Annotated in this window: 23 protein-coding genes and 1 pseudogene; 11 read left to right on the top strand and 13 right to left on the bottom strand. The window is 64.1% G+C overall.

What is annotated here, in order from left to right:
• Positions 1-11 precede the first annotated feature (11 nt).
• Complete coding sequence (locus U3649_RS15075) at positions 12-1,151, top strand: S1 family peptidase (RefSeq protein ID WP_407352123.1); 1,140 nt, start codon at positions 12-14, stop codon at positions 1,149-1,151.
• Positions 1,152-1,639: 488 nt separating this feature from the next.
• On the top strand, positions 1,640-1,876 hold the full coding sequence (locus tag U3649_RS15080) for a hypothetical protein (RefSeq protein ID WP_407352124.1): 237 nt from the start codon (positions 1,640-1,642) through the stop codon (positions 1,874-1,876).
• Positions 1,877-1,929: 53 nt separating this feature from the next.
• Here the strand turns inward: U3649_RS15080 and U3649_RS15085 are convergent, their stop codons facing one another.
• From U3649_RS15085 to U3649_RS15110, 6 genes and pseudogenes are all read right to left on the bottom strand, one after another.
• Positions 1,930-2,571 carry a TonB-dependent receptor domain-containing protein gene (locus U3649_RS15085; RefSeq protein ID WP_407354634.1) on the bottom strand — a complete coding sequence of 214 codons (642 nt, stop codon included), beginning with the start codon at positions 2,569-2,571 and terminating at the stop codon, positions 1,930-1,932.
• A pseudogene (locus U3649_RS15090) lies at positions 2,493-3,194 on the bottom strand (TonB-dependent receptor domain-containing protein); the annotation flags it as partial. The gene U3649_RS15085 and the pseudogene U3649_RS15090, both read right to left, overlap by 79 nt.
• A 68-nt stretch (positions 3,195-3,262) precedes the next feature.
• On the bottom strand, positions 3,263-3,943 hold the full coding sequence (locus U3649_RS15095; RefSeq protein ID WP_407352125.1) for a phytanoyl-CoA dioxygenase family protein: 681 nt from the start codon (positions 3,941-3,943) through the stop codon (positions 3,263-3,265).
• 25 nt (positions 3,944-3,968) lie between these two features.
• On the bottom strand, positions 3,969-5,060 hold the full coding sequence (locus U3649_RS15100; RefSeq protein ID WP_407352126.1) for a hypothetical protein: 1,092 nt from the start codon (positions 5,058-5,060) through the stop codon (positions 3,969-3,971).
• A gap of 398 nt (positions 5,061-5,458) precedes the next feature.
• Positions 5,459-5,668 (bottom strand): hypothetical protein, encoded by a 210-nt coding sequence (locus tag U3649_RS15105; RefSeq protein ID WP_407352127.1) that lies wholly within the window; start codon positions 5,666-5,668, stop codon positions 5,459-5,461.
• A gap of 307 nt (positions 5,669-5,975) precedes the next feature.
• The gene (locus U3649_RS15110) at positions 5,976-6,875 is read right to left on the bottom strand and encodes a LysR family transcriptional regulator (RefSeq protein WP_407352128.1); all 900 of its coding nucleotides are present in this window, start codon (positions 6,873-6,875) and stop codon (positions 5,976-5,978) included.
• A 152-nt stretch (positions 6,876-7,027) separates the two neighbouring features.
• Here U3649_RS15110 and U3649_RS15115 point away from each other — a divergent pair, with 152 nt between their 5' ends.
• Both U3649_RS15115 and U3649_RS15120 read left to right on the top strand, forming a co-directional pair.
• Entirely contained in the window at positions 7,028-7,681 is a 654-nt protein-coding gene (locus U3649_RS15115) for a hydrolase (protein ID WP_407352129.1), read from the top strand.
• 141 nt (positions 7,682-7,822) lie between these two features.
• A complete protein-coding gene (locus U3649_RS15120) occupies positions 7,823-8,716 on the top strand; it encodes a pirin family protein (protein WP_407352130.1) in 894 nt (297 codons plus the stop codon).
• Between the two features lie 254 nt (positions 8,717-8,970).
• On the opposite strand, the gene U3649_RS15125 is transcribed toward U3649_RS15120, so the two are convergent.
• Both U3649_RS15125 and U3649_RS15130 read right to left on the bottom strand, forming a co-directional pair.
• Positions 8,971-9,279: a hypothetical protein gene (locus tag U3649_RS15125; RefSeq protein WP_407352131.1), complete on the bottom strand. Its 309-nt coding sequence runs from the start codon at positions 9,277-9,279 to the stop codon at positions 8,971-8,973.
• Between the two features lie 79 nt (positions 9,280-9,358).
• The gene (locus tag U3649_RS15130; protein ID WP_407352132.1) at positions 9,359-9,568 is read right to left on the bottom strand and encodes a hypothetical protein; all 210 of its coding nucleotides are present in this window, start codon (positions 9,566-9,568) and stop codon (positions 9,359-9,361) included.
• 120 nt (positions 9,569-9,688) lie between these two features.
• Here U3649_RS15130 and U3649_RS15135 point away from each other — a divergent pair, with 120 nt between their 5' ends.
• The 3 genes from U3649_RS15135 to U3649_RS15145 all read left to right on the top strand — a co-directional run bounded on the left by U3649_RS15135 (position 9,689) and on the right by U3649_RS15145 (position 13,312).
• Positions 9,689-11,218 carry a glycosyl hydrolase family 28-related protein gene (locus tag U3649_RS15135; protein WP_407352133.1) on the top strand — a complete coding sequence of 510 codons (1,530 nt, stop codon included), beginning with the start codon at positions 9,689-9,691 and terminating at the stop codon, positions 11,216-11,218.
• Between the two features lie 802 nt (positions 11,219-12,020).
• Positions 12,021-13,079 carry a nuclease-related domain-containing protein gene (locus tag U3649_RS15140; RefSeq protein ID WP_407352134.1) on the top strand — a complete coding sequence of 353 codons (1,059 nt, stop codon included), beginning with the start codon at positions 12,021-12,023 and terminating at the stop codon, positions 13,077-13,079.
• Complete coding sequence (locus U3649_RS15145; protein ID WP_407352135.1) at positions 13,076-13,312, top strand: hypothetical protein; 237 nt, start codon at positions 13,076-13,078, stop codon at positions 13,310-13,312. Before U3649_RS15140 ends, U3649_RS15145 begins: the two co-directional genes overlap by 4 nt.
• Positions 13,313-13,408: 96 nt before the next feature.
• Here U3649_RS15145 and U3649_RS15150 read toward each other — a convergent pair whose 3' ends face one another.
• On the bottom strand, positions 13,409-13,852 hold the full coding sequence (locus tag U3649_RS15150; RefSeq protein WP_407352136.1) for a hypothetical protein: 444 nt from the start codon (positions 13,850-13,852) through the stop codon (positions 13,409-13,411).
• A 412-nt stretch (positions 13,853-14,264) separates the two neighbouring features.
• On the opposite strand from U3649_RS15150, the gene U3649_RS15155 reads away from it, so the two are divergent.
• Together U3649_RS15155 and U3649_RS15160 are read left to right on the top strand one after the other, a co-directional pair.
• The gene (locus U3649_RS15155; RefSeq protein WP_407352137.1) at positions 14,265-14,711 is read left to right on the top strand and encodes a VOC family protein; all 447 of its coding nucleotides are present in this window, start codon (positions 14,265-14,267) and stop codon (positions 14,709-14,711) included.
• A 179-nt stretch (positions 14,712-14,890) separates the two neighbouring features.
• Positions 14,891-15,760 (top strand): alpha/beta fold hydrolase, encoded by an 870-nt coding sequence (locus U3649_RS15160; RefSeq protein ID WP_407352138.1) that lies wholly within the window; start codon positions 14,891-14,893, stop codon positions 15,758-15,760.
• Between the two features lie 290 nt (positions 15,761-16,050).
• On the opposite strand, the gene U3649_RS15165 is transcribed toward U3649_RS15160, so the two are convergent.
• Entirely contained in the window at positions 16,051-16,665 is a 615-nt protein-coding gene (locus U3649_RS15165; protein ID WP_407352139.1) for a hypothetical protein, read from the bottom strand.
• 307 nt (positions 16,666-16,972) lie between these two features.
• Here U3649_RS15165 and U3649_RS15170 point away from each other — a divergent pair, with 307 nt between their 5' ends.
• Together U3649_RS15170 and U3649_RS15175 are read left to right on the top strand one after the other, a co-directional pair.
• Positions 16,973-17,443 carry a MarR family winged helix-turn-helix transcriptional regulator gene (locus U3649_RS15170; RefSeq protein ID WP_407352140.1) on the top strand — a complete coding sequence of 157 codons (471 nt, stop codon included), beginning with the start codon at positions 16,973-16,975 and terminating at the stop codon, positions 17,441-17,443.
• Positions 17,444-18,430 (top strand): S41 family peptidase, encoded by a 987-nt coding sequence (locus tag U3649_RS15175; RefSeq protein WP_407352141.1) that lies wholly within the window; start codon positions 17,444-17,446, stop codon positions 18,428-18,430.
• A gap of 219 nt (positions 18,431-18,649) precedes the next feature.
• Here the strand turns inward: U3649_RS15175 and U3649_RS15180 are convergent, their stop codons facing one another.
• Genes U3649_RS15180 through U3649_RS15190 form a run of 3 tightly spaced genes read right to left on the bottom strand, consistent with a single transcriptional unit; the run spans position 18,650 to position 20,961 of the window.
• Positions 18,650-19,402 carry a hypothetical protein gene (locus U3649_RS15180; protein ID WP_407352142.1) on the bottom strand — a complete coding sequence of 251 codons (753 nt, stop codon included), beginning with the start codon at positions 19,400-19,402 and terminating at the stop codon, positions 18,650-18,652.
• Between the two features lie 2 nt (positions 19,403-19,404).
• On the bottom strand, positions 19,405-20,676 hold the full coding sequence (locus tag U3649_RS15185; RefSeq protein ID WP_407352143.1) for an N-acetylmuramoyl-L-alanine amidase: 1,272 nt from the start codon (positions 20,674-20,676) through the stop codon (positions 19,405-19,407).
• Positions 20,677-20,679: 3 nt separating this feature from the next.
• The gene (locus tag U3649_RS15190; protein ID WP_407352144.1) at positions 20,680-20,961 is read right to left on the bottom strand and encodes a hypothetical protein; all 282 of its coding nucleotides are present in this window, start codon (positions 20,959-20,961) and stop codon (positions 20,680-20,682) included.
• Between the last annotated feature and the right edge of the window lie 39 nt (positions 20,962-21,000).

Genomic DNA, 21,000 nt, shown 5'->3' on the forward strand with positions numbered 1-21,000 from the left:
TGGCGGCCGCAATGCTGGCAGGCTCCGCCTTTGCCGCAGAGATCGATCCCGCATTGAAGTCCGCCCTGCAGCGCGACCTGGGCCTGACCGGCCCGCAACTCGCCCAGTACCTCAGGGCCGAGCGGGTCGCCGCACAGTACGAGGAAACCAGCCAGAGGCAACTGGGTCGCCACTTCGCCGGCAGCTGGATCGAGCGCAAGGCCGACGGCAGCCACAGCTTCGTGGTCGGCACCACGTCGTTGACGGCCAAGGTCCCGGCTGGCGTCGAAGTTCGCCACCAGCGCCACAGCCTCGCCTCGCTCAACCGTGCCAAGGGGCGGCTCGACCAGATGCTGGCGCAGGGCGCCAAGGCGCCCGGGGGCGTGTACGGCTGGTATGTCGACCTGCCGACCAACAGCGTCGTGGTCAGCATCGGCCACGGCGGCGAGGACGCCGCCATCGACTTCGTCGCTGTCAGCGGCCTCGATGTCGAGACGGTGCGCTTCGAAACCGTCGACGAACAACCCAGGCTGCACATGGACGTGCTGGGGGGCTACGGCATTCTTCGCGCCCCGGGGGACGGTTATCTCTACGCCTGTTCGGTCGGCTTCTCGGTGGCCCAGGGCGGCAGCGCAGGCTTCGCAACCGCGGGCCACTGCGGCGACACCGGCGAAGTCGTCTACTTCGAACCCTCGCAGTGGACGTTGGGCGTGAGGCTCGGCTCCTATGCTGCGTCCAACTTCCCGTCGCCGGGCCAGACCGGTCCCGATCACGCATGGGTCCGGCTCGACAGCGGCCACACGCCCCGGCCGGTGGTCGAGGGCTACACCAGCAGCGACGTGAACGTGCGGGGCAACACCGAGGCCGCGGTGGGCGCCGCGGTATGCCGCTCCGGCCGCACCACCCAGTGGCGCTGCGGCACGATCGAAGCCAAGAACCAGACCGTCAACTACTCGAGCGGCGAAACGGTCCTGAACCTGACCCGCACCACCGCGTGCTCGGAAGGCGGCGATTCCGGGGGCTCCTTCATCACCGGTGTCGGCCAGGCGCAGGGCGTACTCTCGGGCGGAAGCGGCGATTGCAGGCGGGCCCCCAGGCGCAGCCGGAGCTTCTTCCAACCACTCAATCCGATCCTGCAGGCCTACAACCTGACGCTGGTGACCGCTCCGTGACATTGCGACAACGGAAACAAGAACGCCCCGGTTCACCGGGGCGTTTTTTTATCCGGTTGGCGGGCAGGCCAAGCGCGAGGATTGCGTCCTGCGATGCCATCGCTCCATCGGGTTGAACCCGGTCCGTGCACGGATGGTCGACGACGCTGCAGCAGCCTCCAGTTGGTCGAGTTGTGCCACCCATCTGGGGCAGCGGTCCACCTCGGGAGTTGGCGAACGTGACGCGCGGCAAGCACCCGGAACCACGTAGGCCGAACGCCGGAGCCCCAAGGTCAGCTCCACTTTGGCCGCGGCCGGCTGCGACGATGCGCTGATCGGCGTCGGTCAGAACGGTCGCATTGCCTTGGACTTCACGCGCACTGCGGGATCGGCCTTCGAAGCGGTTTCGACTGCTCTTCGGGCCATACCAGCGCCATGCTGGTCGAGGCTCGCCGGACTTCGTCGGCTTGACCGATGTTGCCGATATCGCCGGCTTTACACGCTAGTACATGCGCAAGCTGATGATCAGCAACTTTTCGACATTTCCGGTTACCGTGCATGAAGGAAAGCCGGCACTGTGGCATTTGTCTACCATTTTGACGTGGCTCAATGAGCAACAGAAGCGTCCCGTTGACGTTGCGTTGCTGGAAGTAGCCCGGGCCAACACGACGCTGAACATCGCCAAGGAGACGCGCAAGCTGCCTAGGGCGGCACTGCCAAGGGACCTCGAGCAGCTGTTCGCCTAGCCCCCAGCGTCAGTCAGGCGTGTGCCGGGATGCATGCGTTGCGTCGCCCTTCCTCAAAACTGGTGCCGAATGCCGACCAGGAAGCTACGGCCGCGCAGCGGCGATTGATCCTTCACGAAGGAAGTGTGGACGAACGCCAGTTCATTGGTGAGATTGGTGCCTCGCAGATAGAACTCGACCGATTTCGCAGCCCCCAGGTCGAGCCGGTAGGACAGCGTGGCATTCACCATGTGATAGCCACCCGTCTCCGTTTCGTAGGATGCGAACCGGTCCTGCGAGAAGGTGCGGTAATACTCCAGATCCGCCGAAACCGGGCCGTTTTCCCACCCGTAGCGAGTGCCGAGCCTGCCCGGGGGTACCCGTGGCAGGTGGTCGTCCTCGCTCTTCAACTCGGCCCGCACGTAGTCGCCGAACACGGTCAGCCGGTGCCCGGCATCGAACTGATGGCTGATCTGGCCATCGATGCCGGTGAAGGTGGCATCGGCCGCGGTGTACACGAGGAAACGGTGTCCCCGCTCCACTTCCTGATCGATCAACTGCGCGAAAACGTAATCCTCGATGTTCTGGCGATACAGGCCGATCTCGAAGGTGGTTGGGCCGGCGGTCTTCTGGAAGGTCAGGTTGGCCGCCTCGGCCGTCTCGAGGACGTCGGGCCGGCTCTCCCGCCCAAAGATGTAGTTGGATATGCGGGCCAGGCCGACTTCGAAGCTGTTCGTCGCGAGGTTGTTGCCGCCAGCGTACAGCTCCTCAACCCCGGGGCGCGCTGCGTGCGGCTGAGATTCAGCGCCAGAGCGTACCCGTCGGCCACATTCCAGGCCGCACCGAGGGAGGCGGAGAACGGATTGTGCCTGGTGTCCGGAACAAACCAGCTGAGTTGCCGATAGTTCGCCAGGCCAGCCTCGCGCCAGTCCTTGCGTGCCGCGAGCTCGACGTCGACAGGTCCGAACGAGCGACGCTCCGTGAGAAACGCGCCGCGGTTCCTGCTGCCATACTCGAAGAAGGCGGCATTGGAGTTGTCGAGGTGGAGCGTGTTCATGTCGAGGCCGCCGAAGGTCATCTTCGTGTACTGCACGCCAAGCGTCCCCGTGAAGCCGAACAAGGGCCGATGCGTCAGTTCGATACGCGCGTCGTCCGCTTCGTTGCTGTAGCGCGCTGGCGTGATCGGGCCGTCGATCTCGTCGTGCTGGTAGCCGGTGCGGGACAACCGCAGGCGTGCATGCGCAATTCCGGGTAGCACGTCGTCATAGTCGGCGCGGACGTCGGTACGCTCGCTGCGCAGATCGATCCGGGCGGTATGGTCGTCGTCGTAGCCCTCGAAAGGATCGTTGTAGCCGCCGTGTGAGCCACCCCCCGTTTTTCAGACCGGTTTCTCGTCCCCTTGGCTGCTTAGTCGCTGAACAGGCAGCGGCACGTCGCCATCATCCGCAGCTGCCGGGTGGCGTTGACCGATGGCGTATGCAGCACGCGCATGTCCATCAGGTACACGTCCCCGGCACGGCCACTCATCTCCACGATCGCCAGGCCGCGCGCCGCGAGGTCGCGCTCCAGGTCGGCCGAGTGCTTCAGCATCCGGCGAACCGAAGACGCATCGCCGCGCTCCGCCCGTTGCGAGCCGGCCAACGCCAGTGTCGCACCGCCATGCGGCGCCACGTCGCCGACCAGGAAGAACGCCTGGATACCCGGCAGGCGGCCGGGCATGGCGACCAGGTCGACATGCCAGCTCAGCTGCCGCAGCGTCCACTCGCCCTGGTTGGGCGGCGACAGCAGCAACTGCGTCGGCTGGACCGCTGACGGCCTTCGGCCCGCCAGATCGACGATCGTCGCCAGCAGTTCGGATGTCATCAGCGTCTCGTGCAGATGCGGCACCGCCACCTGTCCGGACAGCCGGCCGATCTGCTGGAACACCGGCAGGCCGCGCAGCGCACGCGATTGCGCCCCGGACTGCAGGCGCTTCACCTCGCCAAGCACCCGCCGCGCGAGCGGCGCGACGTGGCGCTTGCCGAGGAAGCCGTCGAGGCGCAGGACACCGTGATCGGCGAAATGTCTGGCGTGGTCGTCGTTGGACATGGTGAACTGACCGCGTTTTCGCACGCTAGTCCAGGTATCGAATCGCGGTGGCGCCGCCGCTTCGAAGGATGATCCCGGTGCGGATCTCCGGCAGCAGCACGGCGACCGGGTGCGACGTATTCGCCTTGTAACGCCAGGCTTCCCCGCCCTGCAGGTCGACCAGTTCGATCCTGCCGCGCGTGGATTCGCTGCCCGCCAGGACGAGCCACGGCTCGCCCGGCGTGTACGAGGCCCAGTGCACCGCCTGCAGGGTGATCGGAAACATGCGCTCGCGCCGCCAATCCTGCGTGTTCCATTGCACCACCTCGGCCTGCTGCCCGGCGATCTTCGCAGGCTGGTCCTGTCGCCGCGCCCGGGGCAGCCAGTGCGCGGTGACGAGCCGCCTGCCCTCGTCCCGCAGCATCACCGCCAGGACGTCGGTGCGGGGTTCCAGGCCATGGGTGGACGTTTGGCGGACGATGTCCAGGCGCGGAACTCCGCCCGCGACGTCCAGCTTCAGCAGCGCCAACTCCCCGCTCGAAGTGCCCACCGCCACCAGGCCCGAAGGCTTGTCCGTCCCCAGCGCCGTCACGCTGCCCCGGAACCGCAGCGCCTGCCCGACCACAGCCCGTTTCGCATGCTCGTACAGGCGGAGTTCGTCGTCGCTGGCGACGAGGTAGAACCCCGGCACCGGACTTGCCGCGAGCGGCCCGCCGATCCACTCGCCCGGCAAAGCCAGCAGCAGCTCACCGCTGCGCGCGTCCCAGACCTTGGGCATGCCGTGGGGATCGAGGTTCATCACGGTGGATCCGGCGGAACTGGTGAGCACGATGCCGTCCTCCGGGCCGAAGACGATGTGCTCGATCCGGACCGCATGCGCCGCGCGCACGATGCGCGCGTCGGTCCGGCGTGCGTCCCACAATTCCAGGCGGCCGCTCTCCCGGCCCACGGCGAGGACCTTCAGCTGCGGGTCGTACGCCACCGCGCGTGCACTGTCGTCCGTACCGCGATTGAGGTCGACAAAGCCCTGGACGAACCCCGCCGCCGGGCGGGAGGCGATCCACCACCACGACAGCGCCAACAGCGCACACACGGCCAGCGACACCGCGACCCAGCCCCACCACGACCTTGCGTGCATGTCCGTCCCCTGCGCGAAGCGACTGGCCTTTTTACCATTGCGCCCCTGAAATGCCAGGGCGGTCAGTGGCTCAACCCGAACTTCGCCCGCTGGGCCGACGCGTATCGAGTGGCGCCTTGCTCCGTTCGTTCCCGACGGCAACTACAGGGGTCAGGTCCACCTCCCTTCCTGCTACGCGAGTAGCAACTGAACCTGGCCCTGAGGTTTCCCCTGTTTCCTGCAATCAATTCAATGGCGCCCCCTTTGAAAAAGGGGGGTTGGGGGGATTTGCTCGGTGCCCGACCAAGCAACAGCAACAGCAAATCCCCCTCAATCCCCCTTTTTCAAAGGGGGAAGATAGGCTGCGAGAAATGTGGGGAAACCTCAGAACCTGGCTCCATTTTTGCCGTTTTCAGGCGTCAAACGATGCAGATGTACTCGCCGCAGTGGGCGAGGTACTGCCAAGTGCCGGCCTCGCATTGCCACACGTGCCAGCCATCGGGCTCGAGGGTGTGGCCGAACTGCCCCTCCCATTGGCAGGGCTGGGCAGGTTGAGCAACTGCACTGGCGGCGCCCAACATGAGGCAGAGACCCACCGCTGCCGCGAACTTGCTGATCTGTCGCTTCATTGCTGTTCTCCTGAACGTTGAGGGCGTCAACAGCGCCTCCACCCCTGCGGTGGCCGACTTGCTGCAATACGCCCGGGCAGGGAGGGAGAACAAACGTGCCGGGCGCCGCTGACGAAGCAACCGTGGCTCTGTCCGGGAGGGGTCGGCAGTAGGGGAATGCCGCGGCGACGGGTAGGAGAATTCCGAACGAGCCGGAACCGTGACCTTCGGCATCGGGTACATGGCTCGCGGACTGTCGGCGACCAACGTTTCCATCCCTCTGATTTGACCCATCGCCCATTCGACTACGGGATAGCAGCTAACGTGGTCAACCTGGTCCCGTTTCATCCGCAAGATGCGGAGCCTGGTCGAAACACGCGATCAGCAATTCGGTGAGGACCCGCACCTTCCGCGCAGGATGCTGACCCGGCGGGCGGACGACATAGATCCCCGCCACAGGTGGTGGATGGCGTGTCATCACCGAAACAAGGGCACCCGAAGCCAAGTGCTCCTGGGTAAGGCCGTCGGGAAGCCAGGCAATGCCGAGCCCCGCCACTGCGGCAGCGACGAGCGCTGTGCCGTTGTCGGCCTTGAAGCGTCCCCGCGGATGCACCGTGACGATCTTGTCGCCATCCGTGAGTTGCCAGGCCTCCGTTCCCTGCATGAGGGCCTCGTGGGCGGCGAGTTCCTCCGGCGTCTCGGGAGAGCCGTGCGCTTCGATATAGCCGGGGCTCGCGACGAGCCTGCCGCGGATCGGCCCGACGCGTCTCGCGACCAGGTTGGAGTCCGGTAGGTAGCCCACCCGGATCGCGCAATCGAAGCCCTCGCCGACGAGATCGACGAAGCGATCGCTGTAGACGGTATGGATGTGGAGCTGCGGGTGGCTTCGCGCCATCTCCGCCAACACGGGCGCGAAGTGCGTCGGGCCGAAGGACAGTGGCGCGGCGATGCGCAAGCGGCCGCGGAGATCACCGGCGGGCAGGATCGTTTCCCGGGCCACGTCGATCTCGGCGCAGGCCCGGGCGGCATGGTCGCGGAACGTGACCCCGGCTTCCGTGAGCGCGGCGCCGCGGGTGGTGCGCGCGAGCAGCTGCACGCCGAGCTCCGCTTCGAGCCGGACGAGCCGCCGGCTGACGATCGATTTGGAGATGCCGAGCCGGCGCGCGGCGGGCGAAACGCCCCCCGCATCGGCGACTTCCACGAATGTCCGCAGCTCTTCGATGTCCACGTCGGCGTTCCCGGTTCCGCGACACAGCTTCGCACGAGAAAGCGCTACCGCGCCATGAGCGGGAATGGCACTGTCTGTCCACCGGACGGCACCACGTTGGGCGCACGTCTTCCCCTCCCCAACTTCGCTTGCAACGGCAGCAGAGGACAGCCATGACTTTTCGCAACGGCCTCGATTCACTTCTTCGTCCCGAAGACTCGGTGCTGGTTCTGATCGACCACCAGCCTTACCAGCTCGCGAACCTCAACAGCCACGATCCGCACATGGTGGTCAACAATGCGACGGCGCTGGCCAAGTCCGCCAAGGCCTTCGGCGTGCCCACCATCCTGACCAGCGTGATCGCCGACCGCGGCGGTCTCATCTTTCCCCAGGTCACCGACGTGTTCCCCGGCCAGGAGGTGATCGACCGCACGTTCATCAACACCTGGGAAGACAAGAAGGTGGTGGACGCGGTGAAGGCGACGGGCCGCAAGCAGCTGATCATCGCGGGCCTGTGGACCGAGATCTGCGTCGCGATGCCGGCCATCCAGGCCCTCGGCGAAGGCTGGGACGTCACGGTGGTGACCGATGCGTCCGGCGGCACCTCGGTCGAGGCGCACGAGGTCGCCATCCAGCGCATGATCGGGGCCGGCGCCAACATGATGACCTGGCTGGCCGTGGTGTCCGAATGGCAGCGCGACTGGGCCCGCACCGAGCACGCCGAGGAGTTGACCGACGTGCTCAAGCATCACGCCGCGGGCAGCGGCATCGCGTTCCTGTGGGAACAGCAGCTGCTCAACACGCCGGTACCGGGCACCGCGGGCTGATCGAGCCGGGAGTATCATCGACGCCGGCCGTGCGATCGGGCGCAAGCATCGCCGCGCCGCGCATACGCAAGCGCGCGCCCAGGCGTCGGCTTCCGAGAATTCCGGGATCGTCGATGGCGGACGCCACACGGGAGACACGACATGATTGAACTGGTCATCGAACAACGCCGCCGCAGCCTGGGCGGCGGAATGGACGTGGGCCGCGTACTGCCCTTCGCCAAGCGCCGCATGGTCGGCCCCTACGTCTTCTTCGACCACATCGGGCCGCTCGACCTGCCGCCCGGCGTGGACCGCAGCATCGACGTGCGGCCGCACCCGCATATCGGCCTGTCGACCGTCACCTATCTGTTCGCCGGCGAGATCATGCATCGCGACAGCCTGGGGTATGCGCAGGCGATCCGCCCGCGGGAAGTCAACTGGATGACCGCCGGCCGTGGCATCACCCACAGCGAGCGGTTCGAGCGCGCGCGGGCGCAGGGCGATCATCTGCACGGTATCCAGGCCTGGGTTGCGCTGCCGACCGAATACGAAGAAGCCGATCCCAGCTTCTCGCACCATGCCGGCGACGACCTGCCGCAGTGGAGCGACGGTGGGGTGCACGGACAACTCATCGCCGGCAGCGCCTACGGCCTCACCGCGGCCGCCGCGACGCATTCGCCTCAGTTCTACGCGCATCTCGACATGGAGCCGGGCGCGACGGCGGAAATTCCTGCCGGCCATCCCGAGCGCGCCGTGTACGTCGCGACCGGGGCGGTGGAGCTGGACGGCGTCACCCACGGCGCCGGCAGGATGCTGGTCCTCGGCAAGGACGCGTCACGGCTGCGGGCCGTCGAGCATTCGGCGGTGATGGTGCTCGGCGGAGAACCGGTGGGCGAGCGCTTCCTCTACTGGAACTTCGTGTCTTCGTCGAAGGACCGGCTTGCGCAGGCCGCGGCGGACTGGAAGGCGGGCCGCATGAAGCTGCCCGACGCCGACGATGCCGAGTTCACTCCCCTGCCGGACGGTCCCGCGCCTTCCGCACCGGTGATGTCGTAACCGAAACGGGGCGGATTCACTTTCCCTGCGTAGCCGCCGGCACGCTTCCCTAGACGAAGCGTCCCCCGGGGCATGGCTGAGATCCGCGCCTACCTGCAGCAGCAACGGGCGCTGGGACGACTTCAAGGCCGTGGTGGAGACAAGGCGCGACGCTTCACCGCCGTCCGCCTCGCACACCGACAGCGCCGGCCGCCCGCACTCCAAGACACCTCACCAGGAAAGTCAACCAGTTTCAAGGACAAAAGGTTCCTGAATCAGGTGGAGGGCAAGGTTCGACTGGAGGAGAAGGCTGCGGCCCCGCCCGAGACACCGCAAGCATCGTCTGGTCCATACAGCCGAAACACGCTGATCCCGCCGTAGTAGTCACCGTTGAGCTCGTTATATCGAAACTCATTTCCGATGGACGGGCACTCCGGAGTCGACTTCGTACAGTCAGATCGATCATGGATGCAGTACCAATCTGAGTAGTACGCACCCGCACCTGTATCGAAGAAGCGGTTGTCGAGGATCTTGTTGAAGTCCGACGCGTCACGAATCCGGATCGGATCGCCGTTTGCGTTCACGGACCTGTTGCGCTCGATGACATTGGAACTGGAATGATGGGCCAAATAGATGGCATGAAGAGCGACATCAGAGGCTCTGTCAGGCGCAACGCAGCAGTGGAATTTCCTGCATTGCTGTACATCCCACCGATGTTGTAGAAGTCATACCCCGGATCTTGTTACCGCCGTTCCATGCATTGAGGTCGAGATCCGCGCCTACCTGCAGCAGCCACAGTCGCTGGGCAGGGATGACTTCAAGGCCATGGTGGAAACCAAGTCGCGGCGCTTCGCCGCCGTCCGCCTCGCGCACCGACCGGGCCTGCCGCCCGCACCCCGGCACACCTCACTATAAAAGTGAACCTGACCCCGTTTTTATGTCGCGCTAGATGCTAAGTTTTGAGCAACATACAACCAGCACTCAAGTAAACGTATGCAAAATAAAACCAAAACTCCTTGCAACTATACGAATGACGCTAGCCTTGTAAGTTTCATACAAGCCAGCACCGATGCAGTGAAGCGCTCAGTAAAGAGCCGGCTCGACGAATCTATTTACGTCACCGACTACGTACCAGACCAAGCAACTGTCACTGACTGGCAACCCGCTCTTCAAAGTGCGATCGATGAAGCCGCATCATCAGGCCATCCCGTGTATATGCCACCAGGCATACTGCATTTATCGTCACCACTGCTAATCGTGAACCCTGAAAATGGCTTCTGCCTCTACGGTGCCGGCAAGGGAGTAACCATCCTAAAGCGAAACGGAGATTTCTCAATTCCAGTTTCGTTTTCAGGCTGCTCGCACATGTATATCGGCGATTTCTCGATAGATGGCTCCTTTGACACAATTCCTGAAAATGCGTCGCACGGCTTGTCAATGAACAAGTGCAGCGACTTTTTTTTGGAGCGAGTGGGCGTATACAATTACCGAAACACCGGCATCATACACATCACACCTAACGACAACGTCCTTCGAGAACGCGTAGTACTTATGAGTTGCGACACGGATGGCATGGACGTGGCAAATAACGGAATTGCGCTCTCTACCGTTCGGATGTCCGGGATGATCAACTGCAATGCGCTTCGTGTTGGTAAGGTCGGGAGTCCTTGCTACGCGCTCCAACTAAAGAATGTGTCGGATCGCAACTTCATCATCGGCGGAACGGCAGAAGGCGCGGCTGCCGGTATCGCCATGGGACAGGAGATCAATCACACGGCCGTGACGAATAGTATTGTCAGTAACGTACGCGTTCTCAATTGTACTCAATCCATGCTCCTTGGCTACGCCGAGAACAACGTATTTGGTCATCTATTGCTAGATCAAAGTGGGCGTGATGGGATTGCACAAGGGCTGCGCGCAATATCGATGAATGAATGCTATTTCAACACAATCACCGCCACGATCAAGAACGTATCTGCTAGTAGCCATGCGGTCCGGCTCACCGGAAACAGTTCCGACAACGTAATCGAAATTCCCATGTTCATTGACACCGCAGGGATAGTAGCGCCATTCTTCCGCGCTCAAGGGTCTGCGACTAGAAATTCCTGCCGTGTCTCATGCAAAACTGGATCATATCCGGCCACCTCTTCGGATCACAAACAGGAGTCTGACACGGATGGAAACTTATTCTATTACCAAGACCGTCCGCGCATCGGCCCAACGCTAACCATCATTAGCAACTCGATTCCATCCCCGCCACTAGACGCCGACTTTCTTCGAATCAAGACCGAGGATGCAGCGACGACAGACAATCTCACGAACATCGGCGCGGGGGTGGGCGGGCAACGCATCATAGTTGGCACTGCGAACAGCAACCATGACGTGACCGTAATTAGTGGAGTTGGCAATATTCGCCTATCCGGTGCCGTGAACTTCACTCTCAATCAGACCCGCGACCGGCTATGTCTCATGTTCGATGACCTGACCAATGAATGGTGCGAGTTTGGGCGCTCTGACAACTGAAGGCTCTCTTAGCCTCTTCACAAGGCACCAGGGTGTCGTCACAGTCCGCGCCGGCATGGCGGTCGCCCCGGGCGCCTACCCCTGGAACAGCTATCGATCCAACGCCCTCGGATACGACGACAACTAACCAATTAGCGGAGTCAGGTTCAGTTCTCCTACGACGGCGATCGAGCATGTCCGTTGGCGTCGAATCCTCGACCAAGTGCGGAGACGACAACAACTCGCGACGACCCGCGTCTACCTACCGCAACAGCGCCCCTCGGCGATGCCTTCAGCCCATGTGGAAGCGAAGACCCGCGGTTTGCTTCGACGCGAACGCGCACCCTCCCTGTCGCCAAGCGAGACCATCCGATAAGTGAACCCGACCCCGCTCTCCCAGGACGCTGACATCCGCTTCGCGCCTGCGCCGCCTCGTTCCCAGAGAGGGTGGTGTGCCATGCGACTCGAAGGTTCCTGCCACTGCGGCAAGGTGCGTTTCCGCTGCCAACTGGGTGCAGGTGCCTAACGGTCCGTCGGACGTGCGCCTGGAAGGATTTCCCAAGGAGTCGCTGGAAGACTGGCACCGGCGGCACCGACTGCTTGAGGGCTGAGGCCTGGCACGGACGAAAGGTCCCGTAACAGCCTGGCGGCCCGGGCCGCTCGCCGCCTGCGTGGCGGCCAAGGGCGCGGAACCCGTCAATTCTCGCGGCGAGCGCTTCACCGAAGACAACCGGTCCGCCCCTCCTCGGCGAGCGTCGATGTGAGTGGCTGCAGCTACTCCCATTTAGCGGGTATTCTTCCCTCCAAGGGAAGGGGGTGGATTATGCTGATCAAGGATGCGGACGATCGAACTGCGCAGTTGCAGGCGCTCGAACGACTCGCAGCGGGAATGGGGCCGGAAGCGAAACAAGCAGCCGATGAGCTACGCCGCCGCAAGGCGGGCGTCAGGGGCGAGAAGGACTCGGCCTATCTGATCAACTTCGACTACGCGCGCTCGCCCAACTGGGCCGTGATCCATGATCTGCGGCTGGAGCACGGCGACCGGGTCGCGCAGATCGACCACTTGCTGATCAACCGCTGGATGGACGTGTATGTGCTGGAAACGAAGCACTTCCATGCCGGCATCAAGATCACCGAGGAGGGCGAATTCCTGCGCTGGAACAACTTCCGGCGGACTTTTGAAGGCATGGCCTCGCCTCTGGAGCAGAACGAGCGCCACATCCAGGTGCTCAAGGACGTCATGACCGGGGTCGAACTTCCCACGCGCCTGGGCGTGCGGATCCCGCCTGCGTTCCAATCCTTCGTTCTGGTCGGCCCGGATGCCCGCATTGATCGTCCGCGGAAGTTCGATACGTCCCGGGTCGTCAAGGCGGACCAGCTCAAGAAGGCGATCTGGCGTGACTTTGACAACGGGAATGCGCTGATCGGGATCGTGCGGACCGCCGCAAAGATCGTCTCGGGCGAAACGGTGGAATTCGTGGCCCGCCAGCTCGTGGCCTTGCACCGTCCCGGCCCTGGTGCGGCACCGCCTGTAGCCGAACCTGCTCCAGAAGCGGCCGGAATCCCCCGAGGAGCAGCCGCCAAACGGACGCGGAGAATTGAGCCAACCCTGGGTGCGATGTCCATTTCAACGTCGCCCGCACAGCCTCCCGGGCCGGAGTGCAAGGAGTGCCGCGGGACATCGGGCGCAATCCAGTACGGACGGTACGGCTACTACTTCCAGTGCGGCGGCTGTGGAACGAACACGGCTATACGGTTCAGCTGCAAGCCGGGACACAAGCCCCGGCTACGCAAGGAGAAAGAGCGTTTCTACCGCGAATGCGAACAGTGCGGCAGCAGCGACCTCTTCCACATCAACGAGTCCGGAGTCGCGGCGCGATGATCCTCACGATCCCTGTCCTGCTGTATCAGATCCTCTTCGTGGTCCTGCATTACATCGCTAGCCGATTCGGAAAGAGAGCGCTCGCCGTCTGCACGGCTCTATGTCTCCTCTGGACCGCCAGCCATATCTTCCTGATGCCGCTGGCGGTCCTGCAGACCATTGTCATCCTAACGAGCTACGCAATCTTCCGCCGAGGGGTCGCGGCCAAGGAGCAAGCGGCGAGCACTAACTAACGGGGTCAGGTTCACTTCCTTCCTGCCACGCGATGCATCCGTCAAGTGAACCTGACCCCGTTTGCCGAAGCCCCGAGGCGCCGCACAGATCGACCGCTACCGGCCGTCCGGCGAAGGTTGCGGGGCCGGCCTGTCGCGCAGCGTCAGCCGCTCCGGCGCGAGCGCGCCACTGCGGTACGCCAACTCCACCATCTCCTCGAAGAAGTCGATCTTCGCGCCCGCGCTCAGCCGCACCCAGTCCATGAGCTGCGCGCGCTCGGCGTCCTTGAAACCGAATTCCAGCGAGGACGAAGGAGAAGGGTTCACGAGCCGCCCTCCTGCTCGGCGGCCAGGATCTGCCATGTTGCGGTTGCGCAGCCAGTCCAGGCGCCTGTCCTCATCCGCGAAGTCATCCATGGCCACCGGCAGCCGCGGCTGCAGGCCGATCGAAGCGAGCGCGCGCATGCCACGCCCGGCGTTGTCCGGAGACAGGCCGATCGCAAGGTCGAGATCCGCGGTGGCGCGCAGATAACCGTGCAGGATGACCGCCAGCCCGCCCACGACCACGTAGTCGACCCGAGCGGTTGAGTGCGGCAAAGATCTGGCGGACGTTGAAGGCCATGGGCGGAGTCTAGCCGGGCCGGGCTGCCCCGGTCCCCAACGGAAGCGCTGGACCGCAGAACCGGCCTGCGACAGGCGGCGCGCCTGGACACCGAAGCCGGGGCCGGCACCCTGCCCTGCGGGCGATCCTTCATGGAAGAGCTGCGCAGCGCGGGCGCGCAGACCGGGCCGCCGCGTTTCAGTGCGCGGTGCCGGCAGGCGTTTGCGAAACAGCTGGATGGGTGGCTCGGCGCGGCAAGGTTCCGGGCAGCCCAGGCAGCCTGCGGAAGGCCCGCCAGCGCCCTGCTAACGTACCGCTAACGGGCAGTGAAGTAGACATTTGATTCCGCCAGCGCGACCACGAGGGGCCGTAATGAAGATCGTGACCAGTCTGAGCTTCCAGGGGCAATGCCGGGAAGCGTTCGAGTTCTACGCCCGGATCCTGGGCGGCAGGATCACCGCCGCGATCCCGTACGGCGACGGCGCGCCGGGGATGCCCGTCACCGACGAGAAGAAGAAGACCTGGCTGATGCACTGCTGGCTCGAAGCCGGCGACCAGGCGCTGATGGGGGCCGACATGGACGTCGAATGGGCGCCCAACATCGACAAGCCCAAGAACGGCTTCGACGTCACCCTGCACACCGGGGACATCGAAGAGGCCCGGCGCTGGTTCGAGCGGCTCTCCGAGGGCGGCCGGCAGGTGATGCCCTTCGCGGAAACCTTCTGGTCGCCCGGCTACGGCGCCCTGGTCGACCGGTTCGGCGTGCCGTGGATGGTGAACACCATCCCGGCCGAAGGCTGGACACCGGCACAGGGCTGAGACCGCGCGAGCGAAGCGGAATACGCAAGCAGGCCTTTTCCGGGGCCTGCTGCCCCGGTGCCTCCGCGGGAGCCTTCATTGTTTGCTCCCCCACGCGCCGGATGGTATCGCCGTGCTCTCACTCCTCGATAACGCCGCGGCGCCAATTCTGTGCGTCACGACCCGACCGGAGAGCAGAAATGGAACGACTCCGCCTGTCAGGCGGCACCGAGCTGTCCTTCTTCAGCGCGGGCGATGCGTCGAGCCCCGCGGTGCTGCTGTTGCACGGAACTCCCAACTCGTCGCGCATGTTCCGGGAGTTCGCGCCTGCGCTGGCGCAGGCCGCGTACGTCATCGCGCCCGACCTGCCCGGCCACGGCGAGTCCGACGCGCTGCCGGCAGTCACCTTTCCCGCCATCGGCCAGGCGATCACCGAACTGCTGGACCGGCTCGAGGTCGGGCCGCGCTTCATCTACCTGCACGACTGGGGCGCGCCGGTGGGCCTGCACATCGCGATGCAGGCGCCCGAGCGCGTGCTGGGCCTCATCGTCCAGAACGCCAACGCGCATCGATCGGGGTGGGGACCGGGATGGGCCGCGACGCGGGAGTACTGGTCGCAGCCGAACGAGAAAAACGAGGCGGAGGTGACCGCGCACCTGACGCTCGCGGGCACGCGCGACACGTACGTTTCCGGCGTGCCGTCGGACGTGGCCGGGCGGATCCCCGCCGAACACTGGGAAGAGGATTGGCGGGTGATGAACCTGCCGGGCCACCTGGAGACGCAGCGGGCGCTGATCGCGGACTACGGCAACTACGCCGCCCGCTTCGACGCCATCGCCGGGTACCTCGAGCGCTGGCAGCCCCCCGCCCTGATGGTCTGGGGCAGGCACGACATCTATTTCGAACTCGACGAGGTGCTGTCCTGGATGCGCGCGCTGCCGAGGATGGAAGCCCACATCCTGGACGCGGGCCATCTGCTGCTGGAAACGCATGCGGCCACCGCCGCGTCGCTGATGCTCGACTTCATCAGCCGTACGCAAGGCAACGCCAGGGAGCGGAACCGGAACTAACGGGGTCAGGTTCTGAGGTTTCCCCTGTTTTCCGGCAATCGATTCAACGGCTTGGCTGCTTCCCCCCTTTGAAAAAGGGGGGTTGGGGGGATTTGCCCGGTGCCCGACCAAGCAACAGCAACAGCAAATCCCCCTCAATCGCCCTTTTTCAAAGGGGGAAGATAGGCTGCGAGAAATGCGGGGAAACCTCAGGGTCGGGTTCAGTTCGCCTACGACGGCAACCGAGCATGTCCGTTGGCGCCGAATCCGGGCCCTGTTCTCCGTCGGCGGATCGCATAGTTGCTGCTCACTCACACATGTCGAAAGCGCGCATCAAGCCGGTAGCGGTCCGGATCTGTAAACTCCAGAGTCCAATCGACATCGACGGCGCTGCGATCAACGAACTTGTCCAGCGCCGCTTCAACTTCAGGCTCGATGCGGCCGTAGTCGTGCTTCAGAACCACGAGTTCCAAGGTGACGACCGTGTCGATCTCAAAGGTTGCGGAAAACTCCGTTTCGCCTGCGGCGCGCACCCTGTAACGACCGTCTCCAAGGTGGTTCAGGCTGAGGTCGAGGCGGTCTACATTGTCGTGGGAAGCCGTCTCGGCGACGTAAAGCAGGACTGGACAACTATCGTCGCCGGTCTCGTCGTAATCGTGCGAAATGTGGAAGCCGTCCAGCATCGCCACGTCACGAGATGCAAAGGCCGATGGCGGCAGGTCCATCTCGTTCGTGTAAAAGCGTGGCCCCTTTTCACCGTCTGGCAAAGGCTCGGCTTGAATCTCAAGGTTGAGTCCGAGCGTGTCGCCGCGATAAGGAACCACTGTCTCAAGCCCCAGGCGGGCCGAAACGATTTTGAGATCGTGTTCGGCTCCGCCCTCGGAGCAGAACCGCATTCCACCGCCAGGAACGGATATTTCTGTCATCAGCGTTCACTCCCCATGCCTTTACAGGCTCAGTTGCCACGGCCAAGGCAATGATCGCCCATTTCCAGTTCGCGAGCGGTATGGGACAACCACATGCCGCCATTACTTTGATAGAGATCAACTAGGGAACTGGTAGACCGGCGTTCGGTATAGAAGGGCCGGGCATATGCAGCAAGCGCCAGCTGCAATGCAATACCCGGAGCTGGCGGCCATGCCGGCCGTCGCGTGCATGGCCACATCGAGGCGCCTCTTGACCCGCGCCGGGCAATTTGTAACAGTGCTTATACATAAGCGCTGTTGAGGCTCCATGAACGCCACCCTGGGCACCCGCCTGCGCCATCTGCTGCAGCTGCTCGACGGCGGCGTCGAGCACAGCTACACCGCCGCCGGGCTGCCCGGCTACCGCCCGCGCTACACCCCGGTCGTGCGCGCGCTCCAGGCCCACGGGCCGCTGACCATCCGCGCCCTGGCCGACGCGGCCGGGCTCAGCCACTCCGCGCTCAGCCAGACCGTGGCGCAGATGAAGCGGGCCGGCTGGGTGCGCACCGAGCCCGGCGCCGATGCACGTTCGAAGCGGATCTCGATGTCCCCGGCCCTGCTCCAGGCGCTGCCGCTGCTGACCCGGCACTGGCACGCCACCGCACGGGCCGCCGCCACGCTGGACGAGGACATCGGCGCCTCGCTCGCCGATGTCGCCGGCGCCGCCATCGCCGCGCTGGAGCAGCGCCCCTTCGAAGACCGGATCCGCCAGGCCCTGTCCAGGCAAGGAAACAAGTAAATGGCACTGCATCGCTTCCTGATCATGGCCGCCCTGCTGGGCGCGTCGATCGTCGCCGACGCCCGGGTACGCGGGGGCAATACCGCCATCGTCGAACGGGTGGCACAACTGATCGAGGACGAATACGTCGACCCCGACCTGGGCCGCACCATCGCCGGCGCGCTGCGCCGGGAGCTGGCGGCCGGTACCTACGCGGCACCCTCCGACGAGGCCCTGGCCGCCGCGCTGACCGCCACCATCCGCGGCCTCTCCGGGCCGGGACATCTGTACGTCGAGGTCGACCGAACACCCGTCGCGGCCGGCGAGGACGCGGACGCGGATGCCGACTTCGACCGCCGCGAGCGCGAACGCTACTACGGGCCGCAGCTGAATTTCGGGTTCCGCAAGGCCGAGCGGCTGGACGACAACATCGGCCTGCTCGAGCTGAGCGTGTTCGCCCCGGTCGACATGGGTGGCGACACCGCGGTGGCCGCGATGCGGTTCCTGGCGCACACCGACGCCCTGGTGATCGACCTGCGCGCCAACGGCGGCGGGCACGGCGAGATGGCCAACCTGCTCAGCTCCTACCTGTTCGACGGCGGCCAGCACCCCCTGAGCGGGATCTACGCGCGCAAGACCGGCGAGACGACCCGACAGCACACCCACCCCTATGTGCCCGGTCCGCGCTACGGAGCGGACAAGCCGGTCTACGTGCTCACCTCGCCGCGCACCTTTTCCGCGGCCGAAGCGTTCACCTACGACCTGCAGGCGCTTGGCCGCGTGACCGTCGTCGGCGAGGCATCGGGCGGCGGCGCCAACCCGTTCGAGTACCGCAGCGTCGGCCGCGGCCTGATGCTGTGGCTGGAGACCGAGCGCTCGGTCAACCCGCTCACCAACGCCAACTGGCAGACGGTTGGCGTGAAACCGGACGTCGCCGTGCCGGCCGAGGCGGCGCTGGAGACCGCCGTGACGATGGCGCAGGAAGCGGTGGCGCGCGCGCGCGAGTAGCGGCGGCCACATAGTCGAGCATCTGCCTGGCCACCTCCCGCCTCAACGGCGTATCGGACTTGCGCTTTACCTCCATCAACGTGGCTACGCCGTCCTGATCGACAAACAGGTGGTCCAGCGATCAGCGGCCGGAAGCCGCATCCGACCGGCATGTCCGTTGACGCCGAATCCTCGATCGAGTGCGGATACGGCAACAACTCGCGACGATCCGCTCTTTGATCAACGCTCCGAAGCTCGAACGATCGTTGCACCTATCCGCTCATCATCGTAGGTCAACAGCGTGATGTTTCCATCATAAACATCGAAGATGGAAAAGATATGCGGCAGAGTGTCGTCGATCACCACAGGCACCAGCGCGCCGCTCTCGAGAACGTAGACATAGATCAATGTGCCCCGAGGGAGCAGCGATTCGATATCAGCGGCGGTCTTCCCTGCCGTATCTGTTGACGGAAGGTCTGCTTGCCCTATCAAGCGACCATCGTCGAGGAACCACCAACTGAACCCGGTGGCGTCCTGGTAAACGGGCGGCCTGGCCGGTGGATCTGCCTCCTCTTCAAGTGTTTCGGTATCAATGACCGTGTAATTTGCATCTCCGAAATAAACAAGGGCCTTGTCGCGACCTGGGCTCAGATCAAGCCCATAAATAGACCCGCTCTTGGCCGCATCCAAGACGATCTCACCCTGACGATCCACTATCTTCCCAGCCGTTCCGCGGCCGCGGAGCACCAAGGGTGCTGGCGTCGACGCGCCCCGAGTTATCTCTTCGTCATTGGAGGCGGAAGTCAATCGGTAACGATACGATTTCGGCTCTGCTTTTTCAGATAACGGAGAGTCGGATGCGCGCCCAACCCCTGTGGACACATGCGCAAGCGCATCGGCCCCGGAAGCGCAGCCCGACAACAAAACCAGGACACTCGTGGCCATCACAGGCAAAGCCCGATCCAGCCACCATGTCTCGATGATCCCAAGCATCGTCACGGGTTCCTCCTCAGGTCATCGACCAAGGCATTCGCGATTGCGTCGGCAATTCCCTGTCTTACCTGCTCGTAGCCTTCATTGATGCTGAGCAGTTCGTCCACTGCCTCATTGTCGATGAACTCAACCTCGAGTAGCGCGGAGCGCAAGGGGTGGTGCGCTTCGGTGTTCCCAAGCTCCCCGTCGCTCAATGCGGCGAGCTGACGCTCCTTGATTCCGCGGTCGATCGCGCCCTCATCACGAGCAAGTATGGCGCTGTATACCGCATCATTCACCCGCTGCGCCAGAGCGATGTCTACGTCGTAGTTCACGTTGTCGCTGCGTCGCCTTACCAGCGTTTCCGTCCCTCTTGCGATCCCGTTGAATCCGTTGAAATGGATACTTAGCAGGACATCTGCACCCACGTCGCGTCCGACGTTCGCACGCCCCGCTCCGGAGACATTCGTATCATCGTCGCGAGTCAAGTAAATCCGTAGGTTCTGATCCTCGCCGACACGCAACGCGCGAAGGGCAACTCTGGTCCGGAGACCGAAGTCAAGCGCAAGATCTTTCTCCAGAATTCCACTGGTGTGCGACGTGGCGTTGTTGGCGGTCGAACTCGGTCGATCACTCTCACCCCCATGCCCCGGATCGATCACGATGATTCCTGGCACTTCCAGATCGATCAGATCCACCGCGGCATCCTCGCCCTCGAGTTGTACGCTGAGGCGCGCGGCGTTGAAGGCAATGGGCGGCAGATTGACACGAACGGCAGTATGGCCTGTGTCGTCCACCGTAGTGGAGGCCTGTTCCTGGTCGATGCGGGTGAACCCCACGGCTGTAAACTCTGCCGGCGCCTCGAATCGGTCGCGATGTCCGGCCGCCGCCTGTGCCCAGTCTCCCCGGAAATGGGGATCCCCCGCCTCCTCACCGTCCTCGACTGGGCGCACGAACATGGGGATCATCGACCACCTCACCGTCTTTCCTGCATGGTGGCCGTCGGGACGACCCTCGCTCCAGACCCGGATCTTCACCTCGCGATGCGCGATGCGATTGGTCGCGGGCTCGATCTTGACCATTGGGTGCTTGTGCGGAATCGCCTGTGGCTCGGTCGAACCATTGACTACCTCGCCATCCTCATCGAGGATTTCCGGCGCGAACTCGACAGCGTCCACATGCAATACGTCTTCCGGTCTTTCAAGCAGCACTTCGCGGCGCGTCGTATTGGCTCTGGGCGAGGTGACGGAGTCCGCGATTCGACGATACAGGGCTCTGACGGGTGCGGTGGCCATGGCTCAGCGCTCCTTCACTTCCAGAGCCAGCGCTTCGATTTCCGCTGTACCCACGACATAGGTACGTCCGAGTTCGTCGGTGACGCCATCCAGGTAGCTGCCGTCCTTGAGCAGGATGCGATAAGGCACGTTAGGCAGCGGATCGCCGGTCGCCTTGTCCTTCAGCACAAAGCCTTCGTCGAACAGTTTGGCCCGGGTGTCCGGCAGGCCCGGAACTCCAGCGGCCTTGTTCTCACCCGCCAGAAACGGCTGCTGGCTCGCCTTGACGATGAAGTTGCCGGGCATGCGATAGTTCCCTTATCTTCGGCGCGTTGTCCATGGAGC

This window comes from Luteimonas sp. R10 (assembly GCF_045689605.1).
Lineage (GTDB): Bacteria > Pseudomonadota > Gammaproteobacteria > Xanthomonadales > Xanthomonadaceae > Luteimonas.